This is a genomic window from Amycolatopsis sp. NPDC048633 (assembly GCF_040650695.1).
In the GTDB taxonomy this organism is placed as follows: Bacteria; Actinomycetota; Actinomycetes; order Mycobacteriales; family Pseudonocardiaceae; genus Amycolatopsis.
On the sequence record NZ_JBEZHS010000013.1, the window covers coordinates 95,207 to 115,410 of the forward strand.

Below are 20,204 nucleotides of genomic sequence, written 5' to 3' on the forward strand. Positions count from 1 at the left end.
CACGTTAGGCTCTGCGCCCATGACGGGCGCCGCAACCACCCAGACGTTCAGAACCGCCATCGTGCCGGCTGCCGGCCTCGGGACGCGCTTCCTGCCGGCGACGAAGGCCGTGCCGAAGGAACTGCTGCCGGTTGTGGACACACCGGGGATCGAGCTGGTCGCGGCCGAGGCCGCCGCCGCGGGGGCGGAACGCCTGATCATCGTCACCTCGCCGGGCAAGGAAGCGGTCGTCAAGTACTTCGAAACCCAGCCTGAGCTGGAGCGGAACCTCGAGGACAAGGGCAAGACGGAGCTGCTCGACAAGGTCCGGCGCGGGCCCGCCCTGCTCGCCGTCGAGACCGCGATCCAGGAGCAGGCGCTCGGCCTCGGCCACGCCGTCGCCCAGGCCGAGCCGAACCTGAACCCGGACGACGAGGCCGTCGCGGTGCTGCTCCCGGACGACCTCGTGCTGCCCACCGGCGTGCTCGAGCGGATGAGCGCGGTACGGGCGCAGTACGGCGGCAGCGTGCTCTGCGCGTTCGACATCCCCAAGGCCGAGATCTCGCCGTACGGCGTCTTCGACGTCACCGACACCGACGACGAAGACGTCAAGCGCGTGCACGGGATGGTCGAGAAGCCGAAGCCGGAGGACGCGCCGTCGACCTACGCCGCGGCCGGGCGCTACCTGCTCGATCGGGCGATCTTCGACGCGCTGAAGCGGATCACCCCGGGCAGCGGTGGCGAGCTGCAGCTGACCGACGCGGTCGCGCTGCTGATCACCGAAGGACACCCGGTTCACGTCGTCGTGCACCGTGGCGGACGTCACGACCTGGGGAATCCGGGTGGTTTCCTGCGCGCCGCGGTCGATTTCGCGCTTGAAACGCCCGAGTACGGTCCATCTTTACGGGCGTGGCTGACGGAACGGATCGGGACAGAACGCCCATGACGGAATCCCTCGACGCGGCACCGCCCGAAGTGGCCGGGGACGAGACCGAGCTGCGCTCGGTCGACGCGCAGATCTCGATGACCTTGGACGCCGCCGTCCGGCCTCAGCCGGTGCGCGTGGCGATCTCCGAGGCCCAGGGGCTGCTCTGCGCCGAGGAGGTGGTCGCCGAGCACGCGCTGCCCGGGTTCGACCAGGCGGCGGTCGACGGGTACGCGGTGCGCAGCGTCGACGTGCGCACGGCCGGGCAGGAGCCGGTGCAGCTGCCGGTGGTCGGCGAGATCGCGGCGGGCTCGCGCCAGCCGCGGCGGCTGCAGCCCGGCCAGGCGGTGCGCGTCGACACCGGCGCGCCGCTGCCGACGCTGGCCGACGCCGTCGTGCCCGTGGCCTACACCGACGGGCACCAGGCCCGGGTCACCGTGCACCGCTCGGTGCCGTCGGCGGGATACGTGCGCCGTGCCGGTGAAGACGTTCAGATCGGCGACGTCGCGGTGCGCAACGGCGACACGATCGGCTCGGCGCAGGTCGGCCTGCTCGCCGCGGTCGGCCGGGCGAAGGTCCTCGTCTACCCGCGGCCGCGGGTCTCGATCGTGTCGGTGGGCGACGAGCTGGTCGACATCGACCGGACGCCGTCGGTCGGGCAGGTCTACGACGTCAACTCCTACGCGCTGGCCGCGGCCGCGCGGGACGCGGGCGCCGAGGTCAGCCGGGTCGGCATCGTGGCGAGCGAGCCGAAGCGGCTGCGGGAGATCGTCGAGGCCCGGCTGCTGATGTCGGAGATCGTCGTGGTCGCGGGCGGCGCCGGGGGCTCCAGCGGCGACGAGGTCCACGCGGCGCTGTCCGACCTCGGCCGGATCGACATGACGCGGGTCGCGATGCACCCGGGCTCGGTGCAGGGGTTCGGCAGGCTCGGGCCGGACTCGGTGCCGACGTTCCTCATCCCGGGCAACCCGATGAGCGCGCTGGTCGTGTTCGAGGTGCTGGTGCGGCCGCTGATCCGGGCGGCGCGCGGGACGCGCAACCCGCACCGGCGGATCGTCGGGGCGCGGCTGCTGTCGCCGATCACGTCGACCGAGGGCCGGCGCGGCTACCTCCGCGGCCAGCTCCTGCGCGACGAGTCAAACGGTGAGTACCTGGTCCAGCCGCTCGGCCAGTCGGGGGCGCACCTGCTCGCGTCGCTGGCCGAGGCGAACTGCCTGATCAACGTGCCGGAGGAGCTGACCGACGTCCCCGCGGGCGAGCAGGTCCAGGTCACCTTCCTGGCACAACGGGCCTGATGAACTCCGTGTCGGGCGTGTCCTACCCGGTCGAAAGCCGGCACCCGGGCTGGCCGGCCCGGCTCGGCCCGCTGCGGGTGCCCGCCGGGGAGGTCGCGATCCGGCCGGTGCGGCTGCGCGACGCCGGCGAGTGGAGCCGGATCCGGCTCCGGGACCGGGCGCACCTCGAGATGTGGGAGCCGACCGGCGTCGGCCCGTGGCCCGAACGCAACGCCTTCTGGTCATGGCCGTCGCAGTGGGCGGCGTTGCGCTCGCTCGCGCGGCGTGGTCAGTGCCTGCCGTTCACGATCACCCTCGATGGTCGGCTCGCGGGGCAGATCACTGTGGGTAACGTCATCCGGGCGTCGCTGCGGTCGGCCTGGATCGGCTACTGGGTGTCGTCCGACGTGGTCCGCGGCGGGGTCGCGACGGCGGCCGTCGCCCTGGTCACCGACCACGCGTTCGGGCTGGCCGGGCTGCACCGGCTGGAGGCCACCGTGCGGCCGGAAAACGTCGCCAGCCTGCGGGTTCTCACCAAGGCGGGCTACCGGCAGGAGGGCCTGTTCGAGCGCTACCTCGACGTCGCGGGCGCCTGGCGGGACCACTACTGCTTCGCCGTCACGCGCGAGGAGACCGGGGCCGGGCTGGTGTCACGGCTGGTCGCGTCGGGCCGCGCCGACTACGCCTGACGGTCATTACCCACCCGGGTCCGTGAGCGCGTTACCACATGCTGTGAGATTCACCTAATCCGGTGAGGCATTTCCGTGATCCAACCCGGCGAGCCTCCGTCCGATCTGTTACTCCTGTGACTAGCGTGATTTCAGGTGAAGGATCGGGGGAGGTGACGGGAGATGCCCAGCTCCGTGATCATCGTCGCGCTCGCGGCGGCATGGCTCGTCGTTCTCGTGCCCATGGTCGCGCGTCGGCGGCAGCAGGTGGCCCGTACGGCCGACTCCGCGCTGGCGGCCAGGGTCGTGCGCAGTGGACGCAACGAAGACCGGGAGGAATTCGCCATGTCCGAGGAAACCGTCAAGTCCCGGCCTTCGGTCGAGGACGACCTCGCGGAGCTGGAAGCAGACCTCGAACTCGAAGACGACTTCGAGGACGAGGAGCCCGAGCCGCTCCCACAGCCGTCCCGCGCCGAGCGGGCGGAACGGGCCGAGCGCGAGCGCGCCGGCTACCGCCCGGGCCGCGGCGGCTTCGACCCCGAAGCGGCGGAGATCGCGGCGCGCGCGAAGTACAGCTTCCGGCAGCGCATCGTCGTCATCCTGCTCGCGATCGCGGTGATCACGGCCGCCGTCGCCGGCTTCGTCATGCCGCTGGTCTGGTGGGGCCACGCGGCGGTCGACGTCGTGCTCGTCGGCTACCTCGTGTACCTGCGCCGCCAGGTGCGGATCGAGGAGGAGATCCGGCAGCGTCGCCTGGCTCGCTTCAACAGCACTCGCGCGCCTCGCCGCCCGGCGCCGCCGCGCGAGGAGATCGACTCCTTCGAGGAAGAGGAGCCGGTCGAGGACGCCGAGGACGTGGACGTCGTCGAGCCGGCCCGCCGCGAGGTGGTCGAGCGCCGTCCGTCGCCGACTTCGCGGGTTCGCCGGAGCGCGGTGGTCGTGGATCTGGACGACGAAGACCCGGCTTTCGAGGAGCTCGACGAGCCCGGGACCGGGCCTTATCGGCGGGCTGTCGGAGAGTGACCCCCCTGCACGGTGTGCTCGTAGGGCACTGCTAAGCTCTACGAGCACAACCAAGGGGCTGTAGCGCAGTTGGTAGCGCGTCTCGTTCGCATCGAGAAGGTCAGGGGTTCGATTCCCCTCAGCTCCACCAGAAGGTCTTTATTCAAACACCGCCCGGACGCGATACGCGTGCCGGGCGTGTTGTTTTGTGTACGTGGTGTCACCGACGTAGTGGCGCGCCCGGTCTGGGCGGCATCGCCAAAGTCGACCAGCCGGGTGGTGATAGTCGTGGCAGCAACGTCGGCGAGGGCGGCGAACGGTTCCGTCAGTTCGGAGTGTTCAACGGAGCCGTCCTCGTTGATGTACAGCTTCTCGAAGAACCCTTGGTTGATCTGCCGCTTCACGTGGTCAGGTGCAATGAGATAAGCCCGCTCGCAGTGGCTGGCGGCCACGAGGGCCCGACGCAGTGTCTCGGCGATGTCTGCCGTACTGACTCGCGCAGCTTGGATTGCAGACTCTGCCTCAGCAAGCTCGCGGGTAAGGCGCCTCATCTCGGTGGCAAGAAGGTCTTGCGGGATTGCTCCGGCGTAGTGAGCCTGGAGAAGCTTCTCTCGCTCGTCTTGAACTTGGCGCTTGCGGGAGGTCGCGTGCTCCAGGCTGCGGGATGCCTCAGCTTGCTGCGCCGCCAGCTCCTCGTGAACCGCTGCGCGAATCTGCTCGGCGTGCTGCGGCGCGATGTGGAACGTGCCGTAGAAGCGGGACACGGCATCTTCCACGCGTTCGGCTCGGATGGCCCGGCGAACGCAGTTGTTGGACTTGGTCTTCTTCTTGACGCACATGAAGTAGTCGTATGCTTCACCGCTCTTGCCTCGGTTGCGGGAGAAGATGAGCCGTCCACCGCAGGCTGAACAGTAGATAGTGGACCGTAGATAGTGGTTGTGCACGCGTTCCTTGTCTCCAGCGTGGTTGTGGGCAGCCAAGATCGCTTGGTTGGCGAGCCAGGTGTCAGGTTCGATGAGCGGCTTGTGCTTGCCCTCATAGTGAATGCCCTGGTAGCTGACCACGCCCATGTAGTACGGGTTAGCCCTGGGCAGCGAGCGTCAAGTCGATGGCGCTCCACTGGCCCTTTGAGTACTCCTCAAGGCACCAACGGATGATCTCGGCACGTTCGGGATCTAGCTGTACCCACGAGAACTCCACGCTTCCCTGCGTCTCGCGCCGGTTCAGGTAGCCGAGCGGTGCACGGAACGGTGTGCCGCCCTCCTGAGCCTTGCGTACGAGGCCCTTCATGACTTCCTGGGCGAGGTTGCCCGAGTAGAACTGGGCGATCTCGGCCATGAGGCCATACAACAGCCGGCCGCTCGGCGTGTCGTCGATGTTCTCGGTACAGGAGATCAGCTTGACGCCGTGCTTGCGGAGCATGAGGTTGATCGCGATGTCGTCTTCGCGGTTGCGCGCCAGCCGGTCGATCTTGTGCACGATCACGCACTCCGGCCGAACGGTCTTGATGTCTTTGAGGAGCTTCTGGAGCTGCTCGCGATCCGCGGACCGGGCCGACTCGCCCGCGTCCACGTATTCGTCGTGCACGCTGACGCCGAGCTGCTGGGCCCACCTGGGTGTCACCACCTCCGAACCGGCGACATCCTCGCCATCCACACCGACGAGTACGGCATCCACCAGTACGGCACCTGGCTGCTGGACAACGTCGCCGCCCTGTTCGACGACGGCCTCGCCATCGGCTCCGCCGGGCTGCTGCGCGACCGCAAGCAAGCCTGGGTCAGCGTCGAAGTCCCCGACAACATCTCCACCCCGAAGGGGTGGAGTTCCGGCCCAACCTGCTCGCCTGCTCCAGCCACACGGCAGCCTCAAGTCCCGCTACAAGCGGGTCGTCACCAACGTCGTCTGCGACAACACCATGAACCTGGGCCTGCGCGAAGACGGCCAAGAAGTCGCCGTCGTCCACAAGCGCAACAGCAACCTGCAACTCCTCAACGCCCGCGAAGCCCTGCAGATCGTGCACACCGTCGCCGACGACTTCGCCGCCGAAGTCAAGAAACTGTGCCAGACCACGGTCACCGACCGGGCCTGGAATGCCTTCCTCGACGCCCACACGCCCATCCCCGAGCAGCCGGGCCGGGGGCGGACCAACGCCGTCAATAAGCGCTCGGCGCTGACCTGGCTGTGGACCAGCGACAGCCGGGTCAGCCCGTGGAAGAACACCGGGTGGGGTGTGATGCAGGCCGTCAACACCCACCTCAACCACGAGGCCGTCATCCGCGGTGCCAGCCACGCCGAACGGAACATGACCCGGGTGATGACCGGTGAGCTGGGCAAGCACGACCGCACCGCGACCCTGCACAAGGTCCTCGCCGCCGTCTGAGCGCGCTCCGGTCCCCGCCCTCGCATGGACCGCCGATCGCGAACCCGCACCCGATGCCGTGGCTCCCGGCCACGCGTGACCTCGCGGTGTCGTGCGGCCTCAACCACGCGACCAGGTCCCGCGACACCGGTCAAGGCCACACCTCGACACATCGACGTCCGGCCGCAGGCACGGGGCCTTGACCGGCGCCACGGCGGGACCTGGGTGACCGCGGTCGTCCGCACTGCTGTTCGGCGCCGGGGTGCGGCTGTTCGACGGGGCCGTCGGCGAACACGTGCGGCTGGAGCGCACCGGCGTCCAGGAGACGCCGATCGCGACGCACCTGACCTTCCGGGTGCTGTCTTAGGGCATGTGCACCGTGCGCAGGAACGCCGCCAGCCGCCACGGCCGGCGGCCGCCGACGCGGACCTTGCCGCTCGCCACCGCCTTCAGCGGGGAGATCCGGCCGAACATCATCGGCACCAGCACGGCCGGGTCGAACGTCAGCCGGGCGTCGGCCGTGCCGTCGGGTTCCTCCACCCGCACGCCGCCGTGCTGCAGGACCATCACCACCGGGGCGGTGTAGTCCGAGCGGAACTCCACCGCGATCCGGCGCGGCGACGGCGTCGCGTAGTCGAGCAGCTTGCCGACGTCGTTGCGGACCATGCCGACGAAGAACAGCTCCAGGAACCGGCCCTCGTTCGCCGGGTCGATCCGCCACGGCTGCCCGCTCGCGCGGGCGATGTCGCTGCCGTGGATTTCGAGCTCGTTGACCAGGTGCGCGAGCATGCCCGCGACCGGGATGCGGCTGCCGCCGAGCCACCAGATCGGCTTCTCCGGGTCGTAGTCGCGGCTCACCTGCAACACTTCCGCGATGTCCGCGCGCAGCCGTTCGGCCAGGCGGTGCGGGTCGCGTTCGGGGTAGGCGGTCATCGCGACGGCGTTCATCGCCGACACGGTCTCGATGTTCGCCGACGCCATCGGCTCTTCCAGCTCCGGCAGCGGCAGCGGGCCGCCGTCGCCCTTCACCATGGCCGTGTAGACGAGCGCGATCCAGCCGACGTGCGCGGCGGTTTCGACCACCGACCAGTCCCCGACGGCCTTCGCGTGCGGGTCCGGCGCGTTCTCCACGGCGTCCGCGAACCGGTCACCGGCCTCCGCGAAGGCCGCTCGCACCGCATCCCACTGCGCAGGCTGGATCGTCATGGCTTCGATGGTAAGGCGCCGGTGGCCCGTCCCGGATCTCTTCGGTTGCCTTCTTCGCCGGTATGTTCGCCGCATGGTCCGGCTCCTGCCCCGGTCGACCCGGGTGCGGGTCGCTGCCGCCGGCCGATCTTGACCCGCAGCGAATGGAGCAACTGTGGATGGCCCTCTTCCGCGGCAGCACCGATCACAACGCTCGGGCTCGGCTGGCGACGTTGATCGCCGCCAGCGCCGTGCGCCGCGGCGACCACCACCTCACCGCCTGTGCTCTGGTGCACGCCCACGGCGCGCCGGGCGCATCCACCGTCGGGCTGCTGTTCCAGCAGCACGCCAGCGCCGACGTCGTTGAGCACGAGTTGGACGAGATCGCCGGCCGGGTCGGCGCGACGCGCTGGTAGCCGACGTCCCTGACATTCAGCTGGTCCGCGGTGTCCCGGGCGTCGTTGCACCGCTCCGGGGCGCCGCGACCCTTCCTCTGCAGGAGGTCCTGTCATGCGCCACGTGGTCCAGTGGTCTGGCGGCATCGGCTCCTGGGCCGTCACCGAACTCGTCCGCCGGGATCACCCCGACGACCCGATCACTCTGCTGTTTGCCGACACGAAAATCGAGGACAGCGATCTCTACCGGTTCAACGCCGCTGCCTCCATACGGCTGGGGATCCCGATCACCCGGGTCTGCGACGGCCGGACACCATTCGAGCTGTTCGTGCAGCGCAGCTATCTCGGCAACGCCCGGATTGCTCCGTGCTCGCAGCTGCTCAAGCAGAAGCCCTGTCGGCGGTGGCTGACCGAGCATACCGAGCCCGCCGACACCGTCCTCTACGTCGAGCTTGAGCCCGGCGAGCAGCGCCGGGCTCCGGCGATCACTGCCGGGTGGCGGCCGTGGCGGGTCGAGTACCCGCTGATGCAGCATCCCCTTCTGACCAAAGACGATCTGCTGGGCTGGTGTCGCAACGCCGGGCTGGAGCCGCCGCGGCTGTACCGCTTCGGCTTCAGTCACAACAATTTTTTCTGGACTAACTCGCGCAGGACTGAAGCCCAGGTCAGTACGACGGCCCGGCCTTGCGTGGCGACGAAGACGTTGGTGACGAGCACGCCCAGGATCAGGCCTGTGATGCCGCCGACGACATCAACCTCGGCACCACCTGTCCGCCCCGTGTCCCTGGCGCGACGAAGATCTGCTTGCGCGGTGCCTAATCGGTCTTCCCGCACCACCTCGCGGGCCTCTCAGTGTTCGCTGCTGAAGAACCGCAGCAACAGTGGGCCGATGGTCTGTGGGTCGACGACGTGATCCGGCCCGTCGAGGGTCTCCCGTTGAGCGTGGGGTAGTAGGTCTGCGAGCTCGTCGGCTACGCGGTCGAAGAAGTCCGAGGGCAGGCCTGCCATGTAGGGGACCGTGATCGGTCCTCCGGTGGTGACCAGGACCGGTTGGGTGACCGTTGCCAGTCGATCGGTCGGCAATTGGTAGCGGTTGTGGAAGACGCTGTCGTGGACCAGCGTGGGCGCCAGGGCGACCGAATCCGCCCAATGCGACGTCTGCTTGCCTGCCGCTTTCCTGGCCGCGATGTTGTCGTCGGAAGCGCCGGACAGGCGCATGAACAGTTCGAGAACCTCCTCGTCTCGCCCGGCGTCGAAGGCGCGTCGGGTGTCCGCGACGTACTCCTCGAATCGCGGGCGTATGTCGTCCCCGACCGCGTAGGGCACCTCCCACACGGCGATCGTGTCGATGGCTGACCCGGCCGCGGCGGCTTCCAGCGCCAGCGCGCCACCAGAGGACGCCCCGAACAGGTGTGCCGAGCCACCCGCCTCCGCGATCAACGCATCCAGGTCCTCGATCTCTCTTTCCACGGCGTAGGGCTTGGTGAAGCCGCTCGCGCCGCGTCCCCGACGGGCATAGTTGTAGACCGTGAAGTGCTCGGCGAGAGCAGGTACCAAGGGAGCGTTCTCGGCTCCGTCGTCCAGCGCGCCGCCTACCAGGACGACAGCCGGGCCGCTTCCCTTCCGGTCGTAGGCGATGGTGGTGCCATCGTTTGATGTCACGCGAAAGTCCATCTCGTTCATCTCACATTCTCCGTTCGAGAGGTTTGTCTCAGCGCCTGAGCAGCGTGCCGACGACGGCCTCGGTGCGCGACCACCGCGCCCTTGCGATCACGGCCGCCACGACGCGACAGGCGAGCGGTAGCCAAGGGCTCTGCAGTTCGGACCGCACCTGGTAGCCATGCGCGCCGCCGGAGAGGTGCACGATACCGAGCACCAGGAGCTTCGTCGCCGACATGCGCCCCCTCCGCTCAATCTGCTCGGACTCGCTCCGCTTGCGCGCCCGCCAGGGTGGTGTCAACTCCCACCAATACTAGGGTGCCCTCCTGGTCCGGGTGGTGTCAGCACTGACCTGCAAAGGGTGCTGGTGGAGACCTCCAAAGCCAATGGCTGCGTGGATCGCGCTGCAACTCCTGCGCGGAACCAGCGTACGCAACAGGATGAATGAGATGGCGTCACATGCCCTGCTGCTGGAGGTGATCCTCGGCGGGCGGACAAGGCTGCGCGAAGTGCTCAGCGCGGCGGGAGAGCCCGTTGGCGAAGAAGCGGTGAACCGCGAGTGGATTGGCTTCTTCAAGAATCCAATTCGGGCGGAGGTCAGAGCAAACCATCACATGCAGCACCTCGCCAACATGCTGCCTCGAGTCGCACAATCTCTCCTCGATCGTTCGTGGTTGCTGACGGTGTTCGAGCGCAAGACGCTTGCGACATGCGACCACCCAGTCCACGTCGTCCCGAACGAGGACCTGACGCAGACGGGTAGGGGGACGGGAATCGAGAACGCGCCGGTCATCTACGTTCCCTTGACTCACCGACACTCGCTGGCCATGTATCTCCCATCTGAGGTTGCGGTCAACGCGCAGTTGGGGGCTGGCTTGACGAAGACGACCGCCAAGTGCTCCTCGACGCCGGGTTCGGTCCTGACGACCTCGACGCTCTCCTGGAGCAGTAGCAGAATCACAGCTCCACTCCCAGCTGAGGCAATGGCGTCAGCACCGCGATGGACCAGTTCGCCGCCGGGATCACTGCGCACGGTGCTCACGAATTGGCGCGGACGGTAACTGTTGGCATCGGCAGATCGACCGAACTCTTTGTGTGGCGGTCACGGGTGCGGTCCATGCTTACGAGCTTGCGGGTGGCCGCGTCGAGGCTGACCTGAAGTCCTTGAACTTCTCCTAGCCAGCCGTTCATCCGCGCCTCTTCGACGCGGTCACGCAGGTTGGCGATGATCTCGATGAGTCTCGGGCGGCTGCGTTCTTCTAGATGCGTCCGCCCGTCCAGCGGCGGTAGCAGCCGCGTTCCGGCCGTGGACACGGGCTCGCCGGCGGCCTCGGCCAGCTCGCGGATCTCGGCTACGGGGCGCCGCAGCAGGTCACTCATCGACGCCACCGCGAGCGGTCGCAGCTGCTCACCGGTGAGCAGGCCGACGCGGACCGCGCCGGTTCCGTCGGCGAACCGCACCGGATGGCTCATCCGGACCTCCTTCGTTCAGGGACGAACCTACGGAGTGCCGAGCGTGGCGGCCAACGAGTGCCGAACCGCCGGGAGCCGGGGCAGGCGGACGCGCCCGCCTGCCCCACGTGCCCACCCGTCAGGGAACGATCTCCATCTGCGCCATCATGCCGAGGGTCGAGTGGTCGAGGAAGTGACAGTGGTACACGTACCGGCCGACGTAGTCGGTGAAGGTGGTCTGCAGCCGGACCCACTCACCCGGACCGAGGAAGACCGTGTCCTTGCGGCCCACGTCGTCCGGTCCCGGCGGGCCGCCGTTGCGGTCGAGCACGCGGAATTGCTCGAGGTGCAGGTGGAACGAGTGGGGCGCACCGAAGACGGTGTCGGTGTTGCGGACGGTCCAGATCTCGGTGGCGCCGCGCTTGACCTTGATGTCCACCCGGTTGGGGTCGTAGACCTGCTCGTTGACCAGGCCGGTGAAGTTCGTCTCGTCGAACCGCATGGTGATTTCCCGCTGGACGGTCGCCGTCCCCGGCGCGGGCAACGGCCGCAACGTGGCGGGCACGCGGCTGCTGTCGAGCGCGAGGCGCGTCACGTCGAACCGGAGCAGCGGTCCCGAGATGTCCTTGAGCACCAGGTGCGAACCCAGGGGCACCTGCGAGAAGTCGACCACGATGTCGACCCGCTCCGCGGATCCGAGCAGGACTTCCGACCGCGGCACCGGCGCAGGCAGGAGCCCGCCGTCGGAGGCGATCTGCGTCATCTGGACGCCGCCCAGGGTGAGGCGGAACTGCCGCTCGTTGGAGGTGTTGAGCAGCCGGAACCGGTACTTGCGGGCCGCGACCTGGAAGTACGGGTTCACCACACCGTTGGCGAGGATGGTGGTGCGGTCCGGGGGGAAGTTCGGGTAGACCATGGCCCCGTTGGCGTCGAGCTGGATGTCGCGGAGCATGATCGGCACGTCGTACTGCCCCGAAGGCAGGTTCAGGCCGCGCTCCGCCTCGTCGTCGAGGATGTAGAAGCCGTGGAGTCCCCGGTAGACGTTCTCGGCCTCGAGGTGGTGGGCGTGGTCGTGGTACCAGAGGGTCGCGCCCTGCTGGCGGTTCGGGTAGTGGTAGGTCCGGCTCTGCCCCGGGTCGAGCAGGTCCATCGGGTAGCCGTCGTCGGCCTGGGCGTTGTGCCCGCCGTGCAGGTGCACGTTGGACGGGACGTCCAGCTGGTTGGTGAACGTCACCTCCACCGGCGTGCCGGTCCTGGCGCGGATCGTGGGCCCGACGAACTGGCCGCCGAACGAGCGCACCGGCCCCGGCTTGCCGGGCAGGAAGGCGTGCTGCGCCGCCTTGATCGGGATCTTGTAAACGTCGACGCCGTCGCCGCGCCGCATCGGCGTCAGCTGCTGCGGTATCGGCAGCCGCTGGGAGAACCAAACCCCCAGCCCCGCCGCCGGACGGCCCCCGCCCGCCGCGGAGCCCGCGGCCGGGGCATGCCCGGCGTGTTCTGCGGCGATCGGTTCCCGGGTCAGGGCCGAGGGCAGCAGCGCCGCCCCACCGACCACGCCTCCGGCCGTCGCCCACCCCAGTAGTTTTCTTCGGTTCAACATCACCGCTCCTCGGAGCTCACTGTTTGTTTCGGCACCGGATTCCGGCGCTTCTCCCTCCAGCGATACTCTGTCGTGAGGAGCGAGCGGGCATCTCCGTAAATGCGAAGTCTTCACCGCAAGGGTGAGAGTCCAAAGAAGGAATAGATCGGCTCGCCGACCGGGCGTGATGTTTCGGTCACTGCGCCGAACGGCCGATCCACCTTTTGGTCGCGGGTAATTTTCCCACCGGCGCGACCCGCTTGCCAAACCGATCATTCAGTCAAAAGGGACAACCACTGAATGTTGATGCGCCCCGGGTTCTGTGCAGGCTCTGATCTCAGGGAGGATGCAGAGCATGCCGGCACCGAAGAAGTGCAGCGACGAGCTGCATGAGCGGGCGACCCGGATGGCGTTGGACGCGACCGCGGCCGAGGGTCAGCGGATGGCGGCGATCCGCCGGGTCGCGGGCCAGTTGGACGTGCACCCGGAGGCGTTGTGGACGTGGGTCAAGCGGGCCGAGATCGACGCCGGCACGGCACCCGGCCGCACCAGCGATGATGCGGCACGGATCGCCGAGCTGGAACGCGAGGTGCGTGAGTTGCGGCGGGCAAATGAGATCCTGAAGACGGCCTCGGCGTTTTTCGCCGCCGCGAGCGGGTTGTCGAGGGGAAGAAGCTCGGGGTCGAGTCGATCTGCGCAGTCTTGAACGATGCGGATGTGCGGATCGCCCCGAGAACCTTCTGGGCGGCCAAGAAGCGCACGCCGTCGAAACGTGCCGTGCGGGACGCCGAACTGCTCGCTGAGATCGAGCGTGTGTTCCGCGAGAATTACGGTGTTTACGGAGCGCGGAAAGTGCATGCGCAACTCAACCGTGCGGGAATCCGCGTGGCTCGCTGCACGGTCGAGCGGCTGATGCGCCAGAAGGGCCTGCAGGGACTACGGCGAGGCAGGCAGGCCAGGACCACCATCGCTGCCGCCTCGCCTTCGCCGGCGGACCTGGTCGACCGCCGCTTCACTGCCGACCAGCCGAACCAGCTCTGGATAGCGGACATCACCTATATCCGGACGTTTTCGGGATGGGTGTATGCCGCGTTCGTCATCGATGTGTTCTCGAGAATGGTCGTGGGCTGGCAGGTGTCGACCTCGTTGCACACGAATCTCGCCCTCGACGCGCTGGAGATGGGGATCTGGGCCCGGCAACGAGCCGGACAAGACGTGACCGGACTTGTCCATCATTCCGACCGCGGAGTTCAATATCGAGCCATTCGTTATACCGAGCGTTTGGTGGAAGCGGCAGTGGTCGCCTCGGTCGGTTCGCGCGGAGATTCCTACGCACGGCGTAGACGGCCAGCTTGGTGAACGCGCCCTGGCTGGATCTGGTGTGCAGGGTGCCCATGCTGCCGTCGTTGCCCATGGACATCGCGTTGGTCAGCGGGATGACCTCCGGGCCGCGGACCTCGCCGACGATGACCCGGTCCGGCGACATCCGCAGGGACTGCCAGAGCAGGTCCGACAGGGAGATCTCGCCCTGGCCCTCGATGTTCGGTTCGCGGGCCTGCAGTGGGACCACGTCCGGGTGGGCGTCGGCGTCCTCGCCGAGGCCGAGCTCGAAGACGTCCTCGATGGTGATCAGTCGCTCCCACGGGGGGATGGCCGAGGCCAGGCCGCGGAGCAGTGTGGTCTTGCCGATCGCCGTGCCGCCGGTGACCAGGACGTCGCGTTTGGCCCGCACCAGGGCTTTCAGGAAGCTCTCCAGGGCGAGGTCGAAGGTGCCGTTTTCGCGCAGCTCGGCGAGGGTGACCTTGGCGAACCGGTGTCGGCGGATCGACACCGTCGGTCGCGTGGTGACCGCCATGACCGCCGAGACGCGCTCGCCACCGGGCAGCTGAAAGTTCACGATGGGCGAACCGCGGTCGAAGCGGCGCTCCTCCACCCCGGAGCGGGTGGCCAGGTCGCGGATGAGCTCGATCAGCTCGGTATCCGAGCCGACGACCGGCGGCAAAGGTTGCGGCGGCCGTCGGCGTACTTGACGAAGACGCGGTCGCCGTTGATGTTGATGTTCTCGATGTCGGTGTCGGCCAGCAGTGGTTCCAGGCCGGCCAGGCCGAAGACCTCGTCGAGGACCTGGCGGATCAGCCGCTGCTCGACCTCGAGTGCCACCAGCATCCCGCCGGTGGCGGAATTGCGCAGCTCGGCCTGGGCGTGTGCCTCGGCCGCGTCGGTCAGGATCGCCTCGGCCAATCGGCGGCGTGCTGGGGCGTCCATCGGCGGGCGGCCGGCGGTCTCGTCGGCCCGAATGCGCCTGCTGAGATGGGTCGACAATTCGTCGCGCAAGTGCTGCCGCAGCCGTTCCACCGCCGCTGCCTCTTCCGCGGGCCGGTGGGGAAGCTCCGACGGTCCAGGCATGTGCTGGGCAGCAACCAGGTTCGGACCAGCGCCGTTGGTCGACGCCGTCAGGCGCGGATCGCCGAGCTCAGGCCGGGTCATGACGTCGCCCCGTTACGGGTCTGCGGCCCGAGCGGTTGCAGAGCGGCGCCAGAGGCCGGTTCACCCGGAACTGCCAGCCGCAGGTGCGGTGCACGGGCGCCGTTGGTGGCCGGCTGGTGGCCGTGTGAGTAGAGGTTGAGCGCGATCCTGGCGGCGGCCCGCCCCAGCGGGGACTTGTCGGGCCCATGTCGGCCGGTGCCCTGACCGCACAGCACCGCGGCGCCCTTGTCGTCGCGCGGCACGCGACCCATCACCGGGATGCGCAGCGCCTGGGAGACCTCCGCGGTCGGGTAGCCGTCGCCGACCAGGACGAAGCACGGGCGGCGCGACCACTGCTGGGCGGCCTGCAGTTTGAGCGCGACGTGGGCGAGCTCGTCGTCATGCGGGCGGGCGACCAGCAGCATCGCGGCTGCGCTGCGGATGATCGGGAACGCGGGTGAGTCCGGATCGACTCGGCCGCGCGCATATCGAAAGGGTGGTGCTGGAGGCCTTCGTCGCGGCCATCGACCGCTGCGGCGATCCGGCCGCCCGCACCCTGCTCGGCCGCGTCTGCGATCTGCGCGTGCTGGCGGGCGTCGAGGCGGACCGGGCGTGGTTGCTCGAACACGGGCGGCTGAGCGCGAGCAGCGGCAAGGCCGTGGTCGCCGCCGTCAACCAACTGTGCAAGCAACTCCGCCCCGCACGCCCGCACGCTGGTTGACGCGTTCGCCATCCCGGAGCAGTTCCTGGCCGCGCCGATGGTGACCGAACAGTGAAGGCGGCCAGGGTCAGCGGACGGCGAGGCCCTCCACCGGGGCCGGGGGCGCCGGGATGTGGAAGAGGTCGACGAACCGGTCCAGCAGGGTGAGGTCGCCGCTCGCCCGCAGGATCCCGGCCTCGATCGCCGCCAGCGGGCTCAGCCTGCCGCTCAGCAGCTGCTGGATCGAGCCGACCGGCTCGATGACGAGGTCGGCCCCGGGAAGGGCGCCCTCGGCGACCTTGAGCGCGCCGTCGTCCACGAAGGCGTGCACGATCAGGTCGCCATAGCGGATCTCGAAGCTGACGTTGACGCCCGCCGCGTGCTCCGGCCGGAACGTCGTGTACAGCGAAAGGATCGCGGAGTCCATGGTGAACAGGTCGTCCGGCGCGGGGTCGAGCAGTGCCCTCGCGCCCCACAGCCCCAGCTGCAACAGCACCGGTTCCAGCTCGCGGCCGTACTCGGTGAGTTCGTAGACCACGGCCGCGTCCAGTTTCGGCAGCACGCGCCGCCGGAGCACGCCTGCCTTTTCCAGTTCGTTGAGCCTGCCGGAAAGCACGCTCGGTGGCAGCTTCGGCAGGGTCTGCCGCAGGTCCGAGTATCGCTTCGGGCCGAGCAACAGGTCTCGCACGACGAGCAGCGACCATCGCTCGCCGACGAGCTCGAGGGCGCGGGCGAGGCCACAGAATTGCCCGTAGGTTCGACCGGTCATGATGTGCGTCCCTTCTACGCCGGTGTGGGCGGAGTAGGTGTTGTGGTTTGCGTTCGAAAGCTGGTCTGTTCGCGTGGCCCCTTCAGCGGTGCGACTGGTCCGAGAGCAGGACGTGGTGCAGCTCCTGGAGCTCGTTGCACGGCTCGAGGCCGAGCTCGCCGCTCAGCCTTGCCCGGAACTGCCGGTAGAGCTCCAGCGCCTCGATCCGCCTGCCGCTGAGGTTGAGCACCCGCATCAGTTGGCCGTTGAGGCCCTCGTCAAGGGGCTGGCGGTGATCAGCGACCGCAACTCGCCAATCAGGATGCGCAGGCGCTGCGTGTTTCGTCGCTGTTCCTCCAGGTCGGTCGCATACACCGAGAGCACAGGGCCGCATGTCACGTTGGCCAGCGGCGGCCCGCCCCACAGGTCCAGTGCCTTGCGCAGGACGGTGGCGGCTTCGGCGTAGTGCTGCCGGTCGAACAGCGCCCTGCCCTCCCTGGCCAGCCGCTGGAACACGGCGACGTCGACCTGGCCAGGGTCGACGCGCAGCAGATAGCCGGGTGCCCTGGTCACGATGATCTGGTCGCCGTCGCTGGCGAATCCGTTGGCTTCGATGTACCTGCGCAGTTGCCAGACGTGTGTCTGCATGGTGGTCCGGCCGCCGCGGGGCGGGTCGCCCGCCCACAGCTCCTTGATGATCAGGTCACCCTGCACGACCTTGCCGGGACGCATGAGCAGCATCGCCAGCACCTGGAGCACCTTCGGTGCCGTCGGCGCGTGGTCCTCGCCGTCCTTGCGGACCTCCAAGGGGCCGAGCAGGGTGAAGTGCGGCCCACCGTTGGGCTGGCCGGCGAACCCGGCCGAGACGTCGTCAGATCGGTCCCATAACGCCAGGTCGGAATCCAACACACGTGGCTCCCATCGGTGACTTCCGTCGCTGGTTGACGTCCACCCAGTTCGATGTCGATCCAAGCGACGGTCGATTCCTGAACACTGGCAGATCGATCGTGGCCGCGGCAGTGCACCGGCCACGAATACCGATTTGAATCCGGCCCGCCGCGCCTATGGTCAACGCATATGCGGTTCATGGATTGTGCACTGGTGATATCGGCGACACGAAACCAGAATTTCTAGCACAGCACTGACTTTCCTGGACCACCAGGAGTCTGTTGGTTAGTCACGTGCTGCACAATACTGAGGGGTAATGATGGCTAATCGGGTCCAGCAAAGTACGCAAGATGGCAGCAAACACTACTCCGAACAGTCCAGCAATGTCTACTCCATCGATCTCCAAATAGACGAATTCGACCAGTGGAGCAACCCTCGCCGGTTGCGGCTGGGTCCGACCGGTTGGACCAAGGCCGAGGCGTGTGAGGAAGCTGCCTGATGGACCACGGTGCCGATAGAGCGCAGTTGATCGGGTTCAAGCGCAACTATGAGCCGAGATCAGCCCCGAGGGTGGCGCGTTCCTGTTCTCCGAACGAGGCGTAATGGCGCTGCGCGGAGCACAGGTAGGCGCCGTGGTCGCCCTGCTCGACGGCACCAACGACATCGCGGCCGTGCTGCGGGCCAGGCCGGGGAAGATGGAGGCCGAGCAGACCATCAGGGTGCTGGAGCGGCTGGTGCAGGCAGGCCTCGTCGTGCTTCGCACGCCGGGTGCGACCAGCACCAGCGAGCCCGCGCTCACGCTCTGGGACGCCTGCGACGTCGACCCCGGCGGTTCCGCGGCCCGGCCTGCCGCCAGCGCCGTCGGCCTGCTCGCCGTGACCACCGTGTCCGAACGCGATCAGGCGGCGCCTTCCCTCGCCGAGGCGCTGGACCGGGGCCTGCTTCCCGACTACGAGACGAGCATCGCACTGGAAGCGACGTTATGAACGCGCGTACGTGGACCGTGTGCAACGAACGGGCGATCTACCGCAGCCCGTGGGTCGATCTCGCACTGTCCGAGGTGGAGCTTCCCACCGGGGTCACGTTCGAGCACCATCTGGTCAGGGTGCCGCCCTCGGTTGCCGTCGCGGTGACCGAGGCGGACCGGGTGTTGATGCTGTGGCGGCACCGATTTATAACCGACACGTGGAGCTGGGAACTCCCGGGTGGAGCCATCGAGGCAGGTGAGACACCGGTGGAAGCCGCCGTGCGTGAGGTGGTGGAGGAGACGGGTTGGCGACCGCACCGGCTCTCCGAGCTGTCGTATGTCCAGCCGATGGCCGGTATCGCCAATGCGGAGCATTTCGTGCTCCGTGGCCACGGGGCCAGCTATGTCGGTCCGCCAGTCGACTGCCACGAGTCCCAGCACATCGCCTGGGTTCCGTTGGCCGAGGCGGAAGAGCTGCTCGAACGAAGGCGGATCGTCGCGGCAGCCTCGGTGGCGGGAGTGCAGCGGCTCCTGCTCGCCAGCCGAGCATAGCTGCGGGTGATGCCACCGTTGCTTTCGGACTTGCGTGCGGTCATCGGAGCGACCGGCGACCTCGGCAGGTGCCGACGATCAGCAGAGGCGCCCCACCCCTGTGCGAGCTGTGCTGCTCGGAACGAGGTCGGCTCCATCCACGAGTACGGGTCCGCGCCCTTCGGCACCACGATCGACGAGACGACGCAGCCCGGCCGACCCCGGACGCGCCGGACAACCCCGCAAAGGCCATCCGGGTGCTTGCAGAACCACGAGTTCACCCCAGGATGAAACGGGGGAGTGTGCACTCGAAGAGAGGACGACCTCCGATAGGCGGCCGTACCGTCGTTCTCGTGGACCTCCGCACTGTGATCGTGCTCGGCGCAGGCACGATCGGCACGTCGATCGGACTCGCGCTGACCCGCAGCGGTGTGCGCGTCCGGCTGGCCGACCCGACGCCGACGCGCTCGCCGCCGCGGTGAGTCGCGGCGCGGGCGTTCCGCTCACCCCGGGGGCGGGAGCCCGGGGCCTTGGCACCGCGTACACGGACGTCGCCGCGGTCAAGAGCGACATGTGGCCGCTGTCTCGGCCGTAGGCTGTGACCTGAGTGCCTACGTTCCAGGGCATCCCGTGGTCGCCGGGGACCTTGGTGATCCGGCGACTGTCGATGCGGGACTGGCGGGCCATGAAGCGGACGCACTGAGGCATCACCCGCAAGATCATCGGCGAGGTTCCGGGCAAGCACCAACCGGTTCGACATGGGGCGGAACGGTCTACGAACTGGTGGATCGCGGGGGTCTTCAGTCCCTCCAATCGACGTCGGCGCCGCAGAGCTCGGGGATGAATATTTCTACAAGCGATTATTGATTGGGACTGGAGGACTAATGATGGGGAGTCGGAACTCCGACGTAGTCTTCGTCAGGTGGCCCGCGCAGGCGGACCTGCGGAACCGCTATCAGCTTGAGGGGATACCTCGATTACTTGTCATAGAAGGAGGCGCGGTACCGCCGATCAGCAACGATCCGATTGAAGATTGGGCTCGCCAACCGATATCTCGGGTTGACCTGGATGCGAGGGTCAATGCCTTGCAGAACCGGTTCGACAGCCGCCGGGCGCCGAGGATCGACTCAGCGGGAACTCTAAGTTTCGGAAGTCACTCGATCACGATCTCGACCACTCAGGCCCACCTCATGGCCCTGCTCGTCGAACGCTTCGGCGAGGTAGTGTACCGCAACGAGTTGACGAACTATTTGGCAACGCAGGTAACGACCCTTACAAGGAACTCGCTCGACCTGCATATTATGCGGCTCCGCCGAAGACTTCAGTCGATCGATCTGTCGATCCGCACCGCGTGGGGCCGAGGATACATCCTGGAGGCTATGAACTCCTGAAGCAAAGCCTCTGGTGCGGACTTCTCGTTGGATCAC

At 68.0% G+C, this 20,204-nt stretch carries 25 protein-coding genes, 1 tRNA gene and 4 pseudogenes; 17 read left to right on the forward strand and 13 right to left on the reverse strand.

The annotated features are described in order from the left end of the window. Window positions 1-19 precede the first annotated feature (19 nt). The 6 genes from AB0C38_RS23730 (at window position 20) to AB0C38_RS23755 (ending at window position 4,756) form a co-directional block, all read left to right on the forward strand. The gene (locus AB0C38_RS23730) at window positions 20-925 is read left to right on the forward strand and encodes a UTP--glucose-1-phosphate uridylyltransferase (protein WP_360676980.1); all 906 of its coding nucleotides are present in this window, start codon (window positions 20-22) and stop codon (window positions 923-925) included. Beyond that, the gene (gene glp, locus AB0C38_RS23735) at window positions 922-2,199 is read left to right on the forward strand and encodes a gephyrin-like molybdotransferase Glp (protein ID WP_360676982.1); all 1,278 of its coding nucleotides are present in this window, start codon (window positions 922-924) and stop codon (window positions 2,197-2,199) included. Before AB0C38_RS23730 ends, glp begins: the two co-directional genes overlap by 4 nt. After that, a complete protein-coding gene (locus AB0C38_RS23740; RefSeq protein ID WP_360676984.1) occupies window positions 2,199-2,867 on the forward strand; it encodes a GNAT family protein in 669 nt (222 codons plus the stop codon). The genes glp and AB0C38_RS23740 overlap by 1 nt, the downstream gene beginning before the upstream one ends. Window positions 2,868-3,029: 162 nt before the next feature. Next, window positions 3,030-3,869 carry a gephyrin-like molybdotransferase receptor GlpR gene (glpR, locus tag AB0C38_RS23745; protein ID WP_360676986.1) on the forward strand — a complete coding sequence of 280 codons (840 nt, stop codon included), beginning with the start codon at window positions 3,030-3,032 and terminating at the stop codon, window positions 3,867-3,869. Window positions 3,870-3,923: 54 nt separating this feature from the next. Then, a tRNA-Ala gene (locus AB0C38_RS23750) sits at window positions 3,924-3,999 on the forward strand. A 439-nt stretch (window positions 4,000-4,438) separates the two neighbouring features. Beyond that, the gene (locus AB0C38_RS23755) at window positions 4,439-4,756 is read left to right on the forward strand and encodes a hypothetical protein (RefSeq protein ID WP_360676988.1); all 318 of its coding nucleotides are present in this window, start codon (window positions 4,439-4,441) and stop codon (window positions 4,754-4,756) included. On the opposite strand, the pseudogene AB0C38_RS23760 reads toward AB0C38_RS23755, so the two are convergent. Both AB0C38_RS23760 and AB0C38_RS23765 read right to left on the reverse strand, forming a co-directional pair. Continuing rightward, window positions 4,667-4,918 (reverse strand): annotated as a pseudogene (locus tag AB0C38_RS23760) (recombinase family protein); the annotation flags it as partial. The gene AB0C38_RS23755 and the pseudogene AB0C38_RS23760 overlap by 90 nt on opposite strands. Window positions 4,919-4,928: 10 nt before the next feature. Next, a complete protein-coding gene (locus AB0C38_RS23765; RefSeq protein WP_360676990.1) occupies window positions 4,929-5,618 on the reverse strand; it encodes a recombinase family protein in 690 nt (229 codons plus the stop codon). Window positions 5,619-5,763: 145 nt separating this feature from the next. Between AB0C38_RS23765 and AB0C38_RS23770 the strand changes: the two genes are divergently transcribed. Next, window positions 5,764-6,228 carry a DUF932 domain-containing protein gene (locus AB0C38_RS23770; RefSeq protein WP_360676992.1) on the forward strand — a complete coding sequence of 155 codons (465 nt, stop codon included), beginning with the start codon at window positions 5,764-5,766 and terminating at the stop codon, window positions 6,226-6,228. A 342-nt stretch (window positions 6,229-6,570) separates the two neighbouring features. On the opposite strand, the gene AB0C38_RS23775 is transcribed toward AB0C38_RS23770, so the two are convergent. Beyond that, window positions 6,571-7,413, reverse strand: a complete 843-nt coding sequence (locus AB0C38_RS23775; protein ID WP_360676994.1) for a maleylpyruvate isomerase N-terminal domain-containing protein — start codon at window positions 7,411-7,413, stop codon at window positions 6,571-6,573. A 143-nt stretch (window positions 7,414-7,556) separates the two neighbouring features. On the opposite strand from AB0C38_RS23775, the gene AB0C38_RS23780 reads away from it, so the two are divergent. Next, window positions 7,557-7,808, forward strand: a complete 252-nt coding sequence (locus AB0C38_RS23780) for a hypothetical protein (protein ID WP_360676996.1) — start codon at window positions 7,557-7,559, stop codon at window positions 7,806-7,808. Window positions 7,809-7,902: 94 nt separating this feature from the next. After that, window positions 7,903-8,700 (forward strand): phosphoadenosine phosphosulfate reductase family protein, encoded by a 798-nt coding sequence (locus tag AB0C38_RS23785; protein ID WP_360676998.1) that lies wholly within the window; start codon window positions 7,903-7,905, stop codon window positions 8,698-8,700. Here AB0C38_RS23785 and AB0C38_RS23790 read toward each other — a convergent pair. Together AB0C38_RS23790 and AB0C38_RS23795 are read right to left on the reverse strand one after the other, a co-directional pair. Then, on the reverse strand, window positions 8,637-9,470 hold the full coding sequence (locus AB0C38_RS23790; RefSeq protein ID WP_360677000.1) for an alpha/beta fold hydrolase: 834 nt from the start codon (window positions 9,468-9,470) through the stop codon (window positions 8,637-8,639). The genes AB0C38_RS23785 and AB0C38_RS23790 overlap by 64 nt on opposite strands. 121 nt (window positions 9,471-9,591) lie before the next feature. Then, window positions 9,592-9,684 (reverse strand): annotated as a pseudogene (locus AB0C38_RS23795) (PadR family transcriptional regulator); the annotation flags it as partial. A 148-nt stretch (window positions 9,685-9,832) separates the two neighbouring features. Here AB0C38_RS23795 and AB0C38_RS23800 point away from each other — a divergent pair. Then, complete coding sequence (locus tag AB0C38_RS23800; protein ID WP_360677002.1) at window positions 9,833-10,507, forward strand: DUF4238 domain-containing protein; 675 nt, start codon at window positions 9,833-9,835, stop codon at window positions 10,505-10,507. Here the strand turns inward: AB0C38_RS23800 and AB0C38_RS23805 are convergent. Both AB0C38_RS23805 and AB0C38_RS23810 read right to left on the reverse strand, forming a co-directional pair. After that, a complete protein-coding gene (locus tag AB0C38_RS23805) occupies window positions 10,485-10,919 on the reverse strand; it encodes a hypothetical protein (RefSeq protein WP_360677004.1) in 435 nt (144 codons plus the stop codon). The genes AB0C38_RS23800 and AB0C38_RS23805 overlap by 23 nt on opposite strands. A 118-nt stretch (window positions 10,920-11,037) precedes the next feature. Beyond that, window positions 11,038-12,498: a multicopper oxidase family protein gene (locus tag AB0C38_RS23810; RefSeq protein ID WP_360677006.1), complete on the reverse strand. Its 1,461-nt coding sequence runs from the start codon at window positions 12,496-12,498 to the stop codon at window positions 11,038-11,040. A gap of 334 nt (window positions 12,499-12,832) precedes the next feature. Here AB0C38_RS23810 and AB0C38_RS23815 point away from each other — a divergent pair, with 334 nt between their 5' ends. Further along, on the forward strand, window positions 12,833-13,183 hold the full coding sequence (locus AB0C38_RS23815) for a transposase (protein ID WP_360677008.1): 351 nt from the start codon (window positions 12,833-12,835) through the stop codon (window positions 13,181-13,183). 11 nt (window positions 13,184-13,194) lie between these two features. Next, window positions 13,195-13,836 carry an IS3 family transposase gene (locus tag AB0C38_RS23820; RefSeq protein WP_360677010.1) on the forward strand — a complete coding sequence of 214 codons (642 nt, stop codon included), beginning with the start codon at window positions 13,195-13,197 and terminating at the stop codon, window positions 13,834-13,836. A 28-nt stretch (window positions 13,837-13,864) separates the two neighbouring features. Here AB0C38_RS23820 and AB0C38_RS23825 read toward each other — a convergent pair. The 3 genes and pseudogenes from AB0C38_RS23825 to AB0C38_RS23835 form a co-directional block, all read right to left on the reverse strand. After that, window positions 13,865-14,332, reverse strand: a pseudogene (locus AB0C38_RS23825) (ATPase, T2SS/T4P/T4SS family); the annotation flags it as partial. Between the two features lie 113 nt (window positions 14,333-14,445). Further along, window positions 14,446-14,964, reverse strand: coding sequence for a hypothetical protein (locus AB0C38_RS23830; RefSeq protein WP_360677012.1), 519 nt, complete (start codon window positions 14,962-14,964; stop codon window positions 14,446-14,448). Beyond that, window positions 14,961-15,368 (reverse strand): hypothetical protein, encoded by a 408-nt coding sequence (locus tag AB0C38_RS23835; RefSeq protein WP_360677014.1) that lies wholly within the window; start codon window positions 15,366-15,368, stop codon window positions 14,961-14,963. Before AB0C38_RS23835 ends, AB0C38_RS23830 begins: the two co-directional genes overlap by 4 nt. Window positions 15,369-15,412: 44 nt before the next feature. Here AB0C38_RS23835 and AB0C38_RS23840 point away from each other — a divergent pair. After that, window positions 15,413-15,719 (forward strand): annotated as a pseudogene (locus AB0C38_RS23840) (acyl-CoA dehydrogenase); the annotation flags it as partial. A gap of 12 nt (window positions 15,720-15,731) precedes the next feature. On the opposite strand, the gene AB0C38_RS23845 reads toward AB0C38_RS23840, so the two are convergent. The 3 genes from AB0C38_RS23845 to AB0C38_RS23855 all read right to left on the reverse strand — a co-directional run bounded on the left by AB0C38_RS23845 (window position 15,732) and on the right by AB0C38_RS23855 (window position 17,300). Beyond that, a complete protein-coding gene (locus tag AB0C38_RS23845) occupies window positions 15,732-16,412 on the reverse strand; it encodes a winged helix-turn-helix transcriptional regulator (RefSeq protein WP_360677016.1) in 681 nt (226 codons plus the stop codon). Between the two features lie 82 nt (window positions 16,413-16,494). Continuing rightward, on the reverse strand, window positions 16,495-16,647 hold the full coding sequence (locus AB0C38_RS23850; protein WP_360677018.1) for a BTAD domain-containing putative transcriptional regulator: 153 nt from the start codon (window positions 16,645-16,647) through the stop codon (window positions 16,495-16,497). Then, entirely contained in the window at window positions 16,647-17,300 is a 654-nt protein-coding gene (locus AB0C38_RS23855; RefSeq protein WP_360677020.1) for a BTAD domain-containing putative transcriptional regulator, read from the reverse strand. Before AB0C38_RS23855 ends, AB0C38_RS23850 begins: the two co-directional genes overlap by 1 nt. Before the next feature lie 581 nt (window positions 17,301-17,881). On the opposite strand from AB0C38_RS23855, the gene AB0C38_RS23860 reads away from it, so the two are divergent. The 4 genes from AB0C38_RS23860 to AB0C38_RS23875 all read left to right on the forward strand — a co-directional run bounded on the left by AB0C38_RS23860 (window position 17,882) and on the right by AB0C38_RS23875 (window position 20,168). After that, the gene (locus tag AB0C38_RS23860) at window positions 17,882-18,265 is read left to right on the forward strand and encodes a hypothetical protein (RefSeq protein ID WP_360677022.1); all 384 of its coding nucleotides are present in this window, start codon (window positions 17,882-17,884) and stop codon (window positions 18,263-18,265) included. Next, window positions 18,262-18,798, forward strand: a complete 537-nt coding sequence (locus AB0C38_RS23865; RefSeq protein ID WP_360677024.1) for an NUDIX hydrolase — start codon at window positions 18,262-18,264, stop codon at window positions 18,796-18,798. The genes AB0C38_RS23860 and AB0C38_RS23865 overlap by 4 nt, the downstream gene beginning before the upstream one ends. Before the next feature lie 332 nt (window positions 18,799-19,130). Beyond that, entirely contained in the window at window positions 19,131-19,259 is a 129-nt protein-coding gene (locus tag AB0C38_RS23870) for a 3-hydroxyacyl-CoA dehydrogenase NAD-binding domain-containing protein (RefSeq protein WP_360677026.1), read from the forward strand. A gap of 405 nt (window positions 19,260-19,664) precedes the next feature. Further along, entirely contained in the window at window positions 19,665-20,168 is a 504-nt protein-coding gene (locus AB0C38_RS23875; RefSeq protein ID WP_360677028.1) for a winged helix-turn-helix domain-containing protein, read from the forward strand. Window positions 20,169-20,204: the final 36 nt, after the last annotated feature.

What these genes read in the sequence shown, in the direction of transcription:
- AB0C38_RS23730 (WP_360676980.1), top strand. Translation starts at nt 20, where the DNA reads ATGACGGGCGCCGCAACCACCCAGACGTTCAGAACCGCCATCGTGCCG.
- glp (WP_360676982.1), top strand. Translation starts at nt 922, where the DNA reads ATGACGGAATCCCTCGACGCGGCACCGCCCGAAGTGGCCGGGGACGAG.
- AB0C38_RS23740 (WP_360676984.1), top strand. Translation starts at nt 2,199, where the DNA reads ATGAACTCCGTGTCGGGCGTGTCCTACCCGGTCGAAAGCCGGCACCCG.
- glpR (WP_360676986.1), top strand. Translation starts at nt 3,030, where the DNA reads ATGCCCAGCTCCGTGATCATCGTCGCGCTCGCGGCGGCATGGCTCGTC.
- AB0C38_RS23770 (WP_360676992.1), top strand. Translation starts at nt 5,764, where the DNA reads ATGAACCTGGGCCTGCGCGAAGACGGCCAAGAAGTCGCCGTCGTCCAC.
- AB0C38_RS23775 (WP_360676994.1), bottom strand. Translation starts at nt 7,413, where the DNA reads ATGACGATCCAGCCTGCGCAGTGGGATGCGGTGCGAGCGGCCTTCGCG.
- AB0C38_RS23780 (WP_360676996.1), top strand. Translation starts at nt 7,557, where the DNA reads ATGGAGCAACTGTGGATGGCCCTCTTCCGCGGCAGCACCGATCACAAC.
- AB0C38_RS23785 (WP_360676998.1), top strand. Translation starts at nt 7,903, where the DNA reads ATGCGCCACGTGGTCCAGTGGTCTGGCGGCATCGGCTCCTGGGCCGTC.
- AB0C38_RS23790 (WP_360677000.1), bottom strand. Translation starts at nt 9,470, where the DNA reads ATGAACGAGATGGACTTTCGCGTGACATCAAACGATGGCACCACCATC.
- AB0C38_RS23800 (WP_360677002.1), top strand. Translation starts at nt 9,833, where the DNA reads ATGGCTGCGTGGATCGCGCTGCAACTCCTGCGCGGAACCAGCGTACGC.
- AB0C38_RS23805 (WP_360677004.1), bottom strand. Translation starts at nt 10,919, where the DNA reads ATGAGCCATCCGGTGCGGTTCGCCGACGGAACCGGCGCGGTCCGCGTC.
- AB0C38_RS23810 (WP_360677006.1), bottom strand. Translation starts at nt 12,498, where the DNA reads ATGTTGAACCGAAGAAAACTACTGGGGTGGGCGACGGCCGGAGGCGTG.
- AB0C38_RS23815 (WP_360677008.1), top strand. Translation starts at nt 12,833, where the DNA reads ATGCCGGCACCGAAGAAGTGCAGCGACGAGCTGCATGAGCGGGCGACC.
- AB0C38_RS23830 (WP_360677012.1), bottom strand. Translation starts at nt 14,964, where the DNA reads ATGACCCGGCCTGAGCTCGGCGATCCGCGCCTGACGGCGTCGACCAAC.
- AB0C38_RS23835 (WP_360677014.1), bottom strand. Translation starts at nt 15,368, where the DNA reads ATGCTGCTGGTCGCCCGCCCGCATGACGACGAGCTCGCCCACGTCGCG.
- AB0C38_RS23845 (WP_360677016.1), bottom strand. Translation starts at nt 16,412, where the DNA reads ATGACCGGTCGAACCTACGGGCAATTCTGTGGCCTCGCCCGCGCCCTC.
- AB0C38_RS23850 (WP_360677018.1), bottom strand. Translation starts at nt 16,647, where the DNA reads ATGCGGGTGCTCAACCTCAGCGGCAGGCGGATCGAGGCGCTGGAGCTC.
- AB0C38_RS23860 (WP_360677022.1), top strand. Translation starts at nt 17,882, where the DNA reads ATGGCGCTGCGCGGAGCACAGGTAGGCGCCGTGGTCGCCCTGCTCGAC.
- AB0C38_RS23865 (WP_360677024.1), top strand. Translation starts at nt 18,262, where the DNA reads ATGAACGCGCGTACGTGGACCGTGTGCAACGAACGGGCGATCTACCGC.
- AB0C38_RS23875 (WP_360677028.1), top strand. Translation starts at nt 19,665, where the DNA reads ATGGGGAGTCGGAACTCCGACGTAGTCTTCGTCAGGTGGCCCGCGCAG.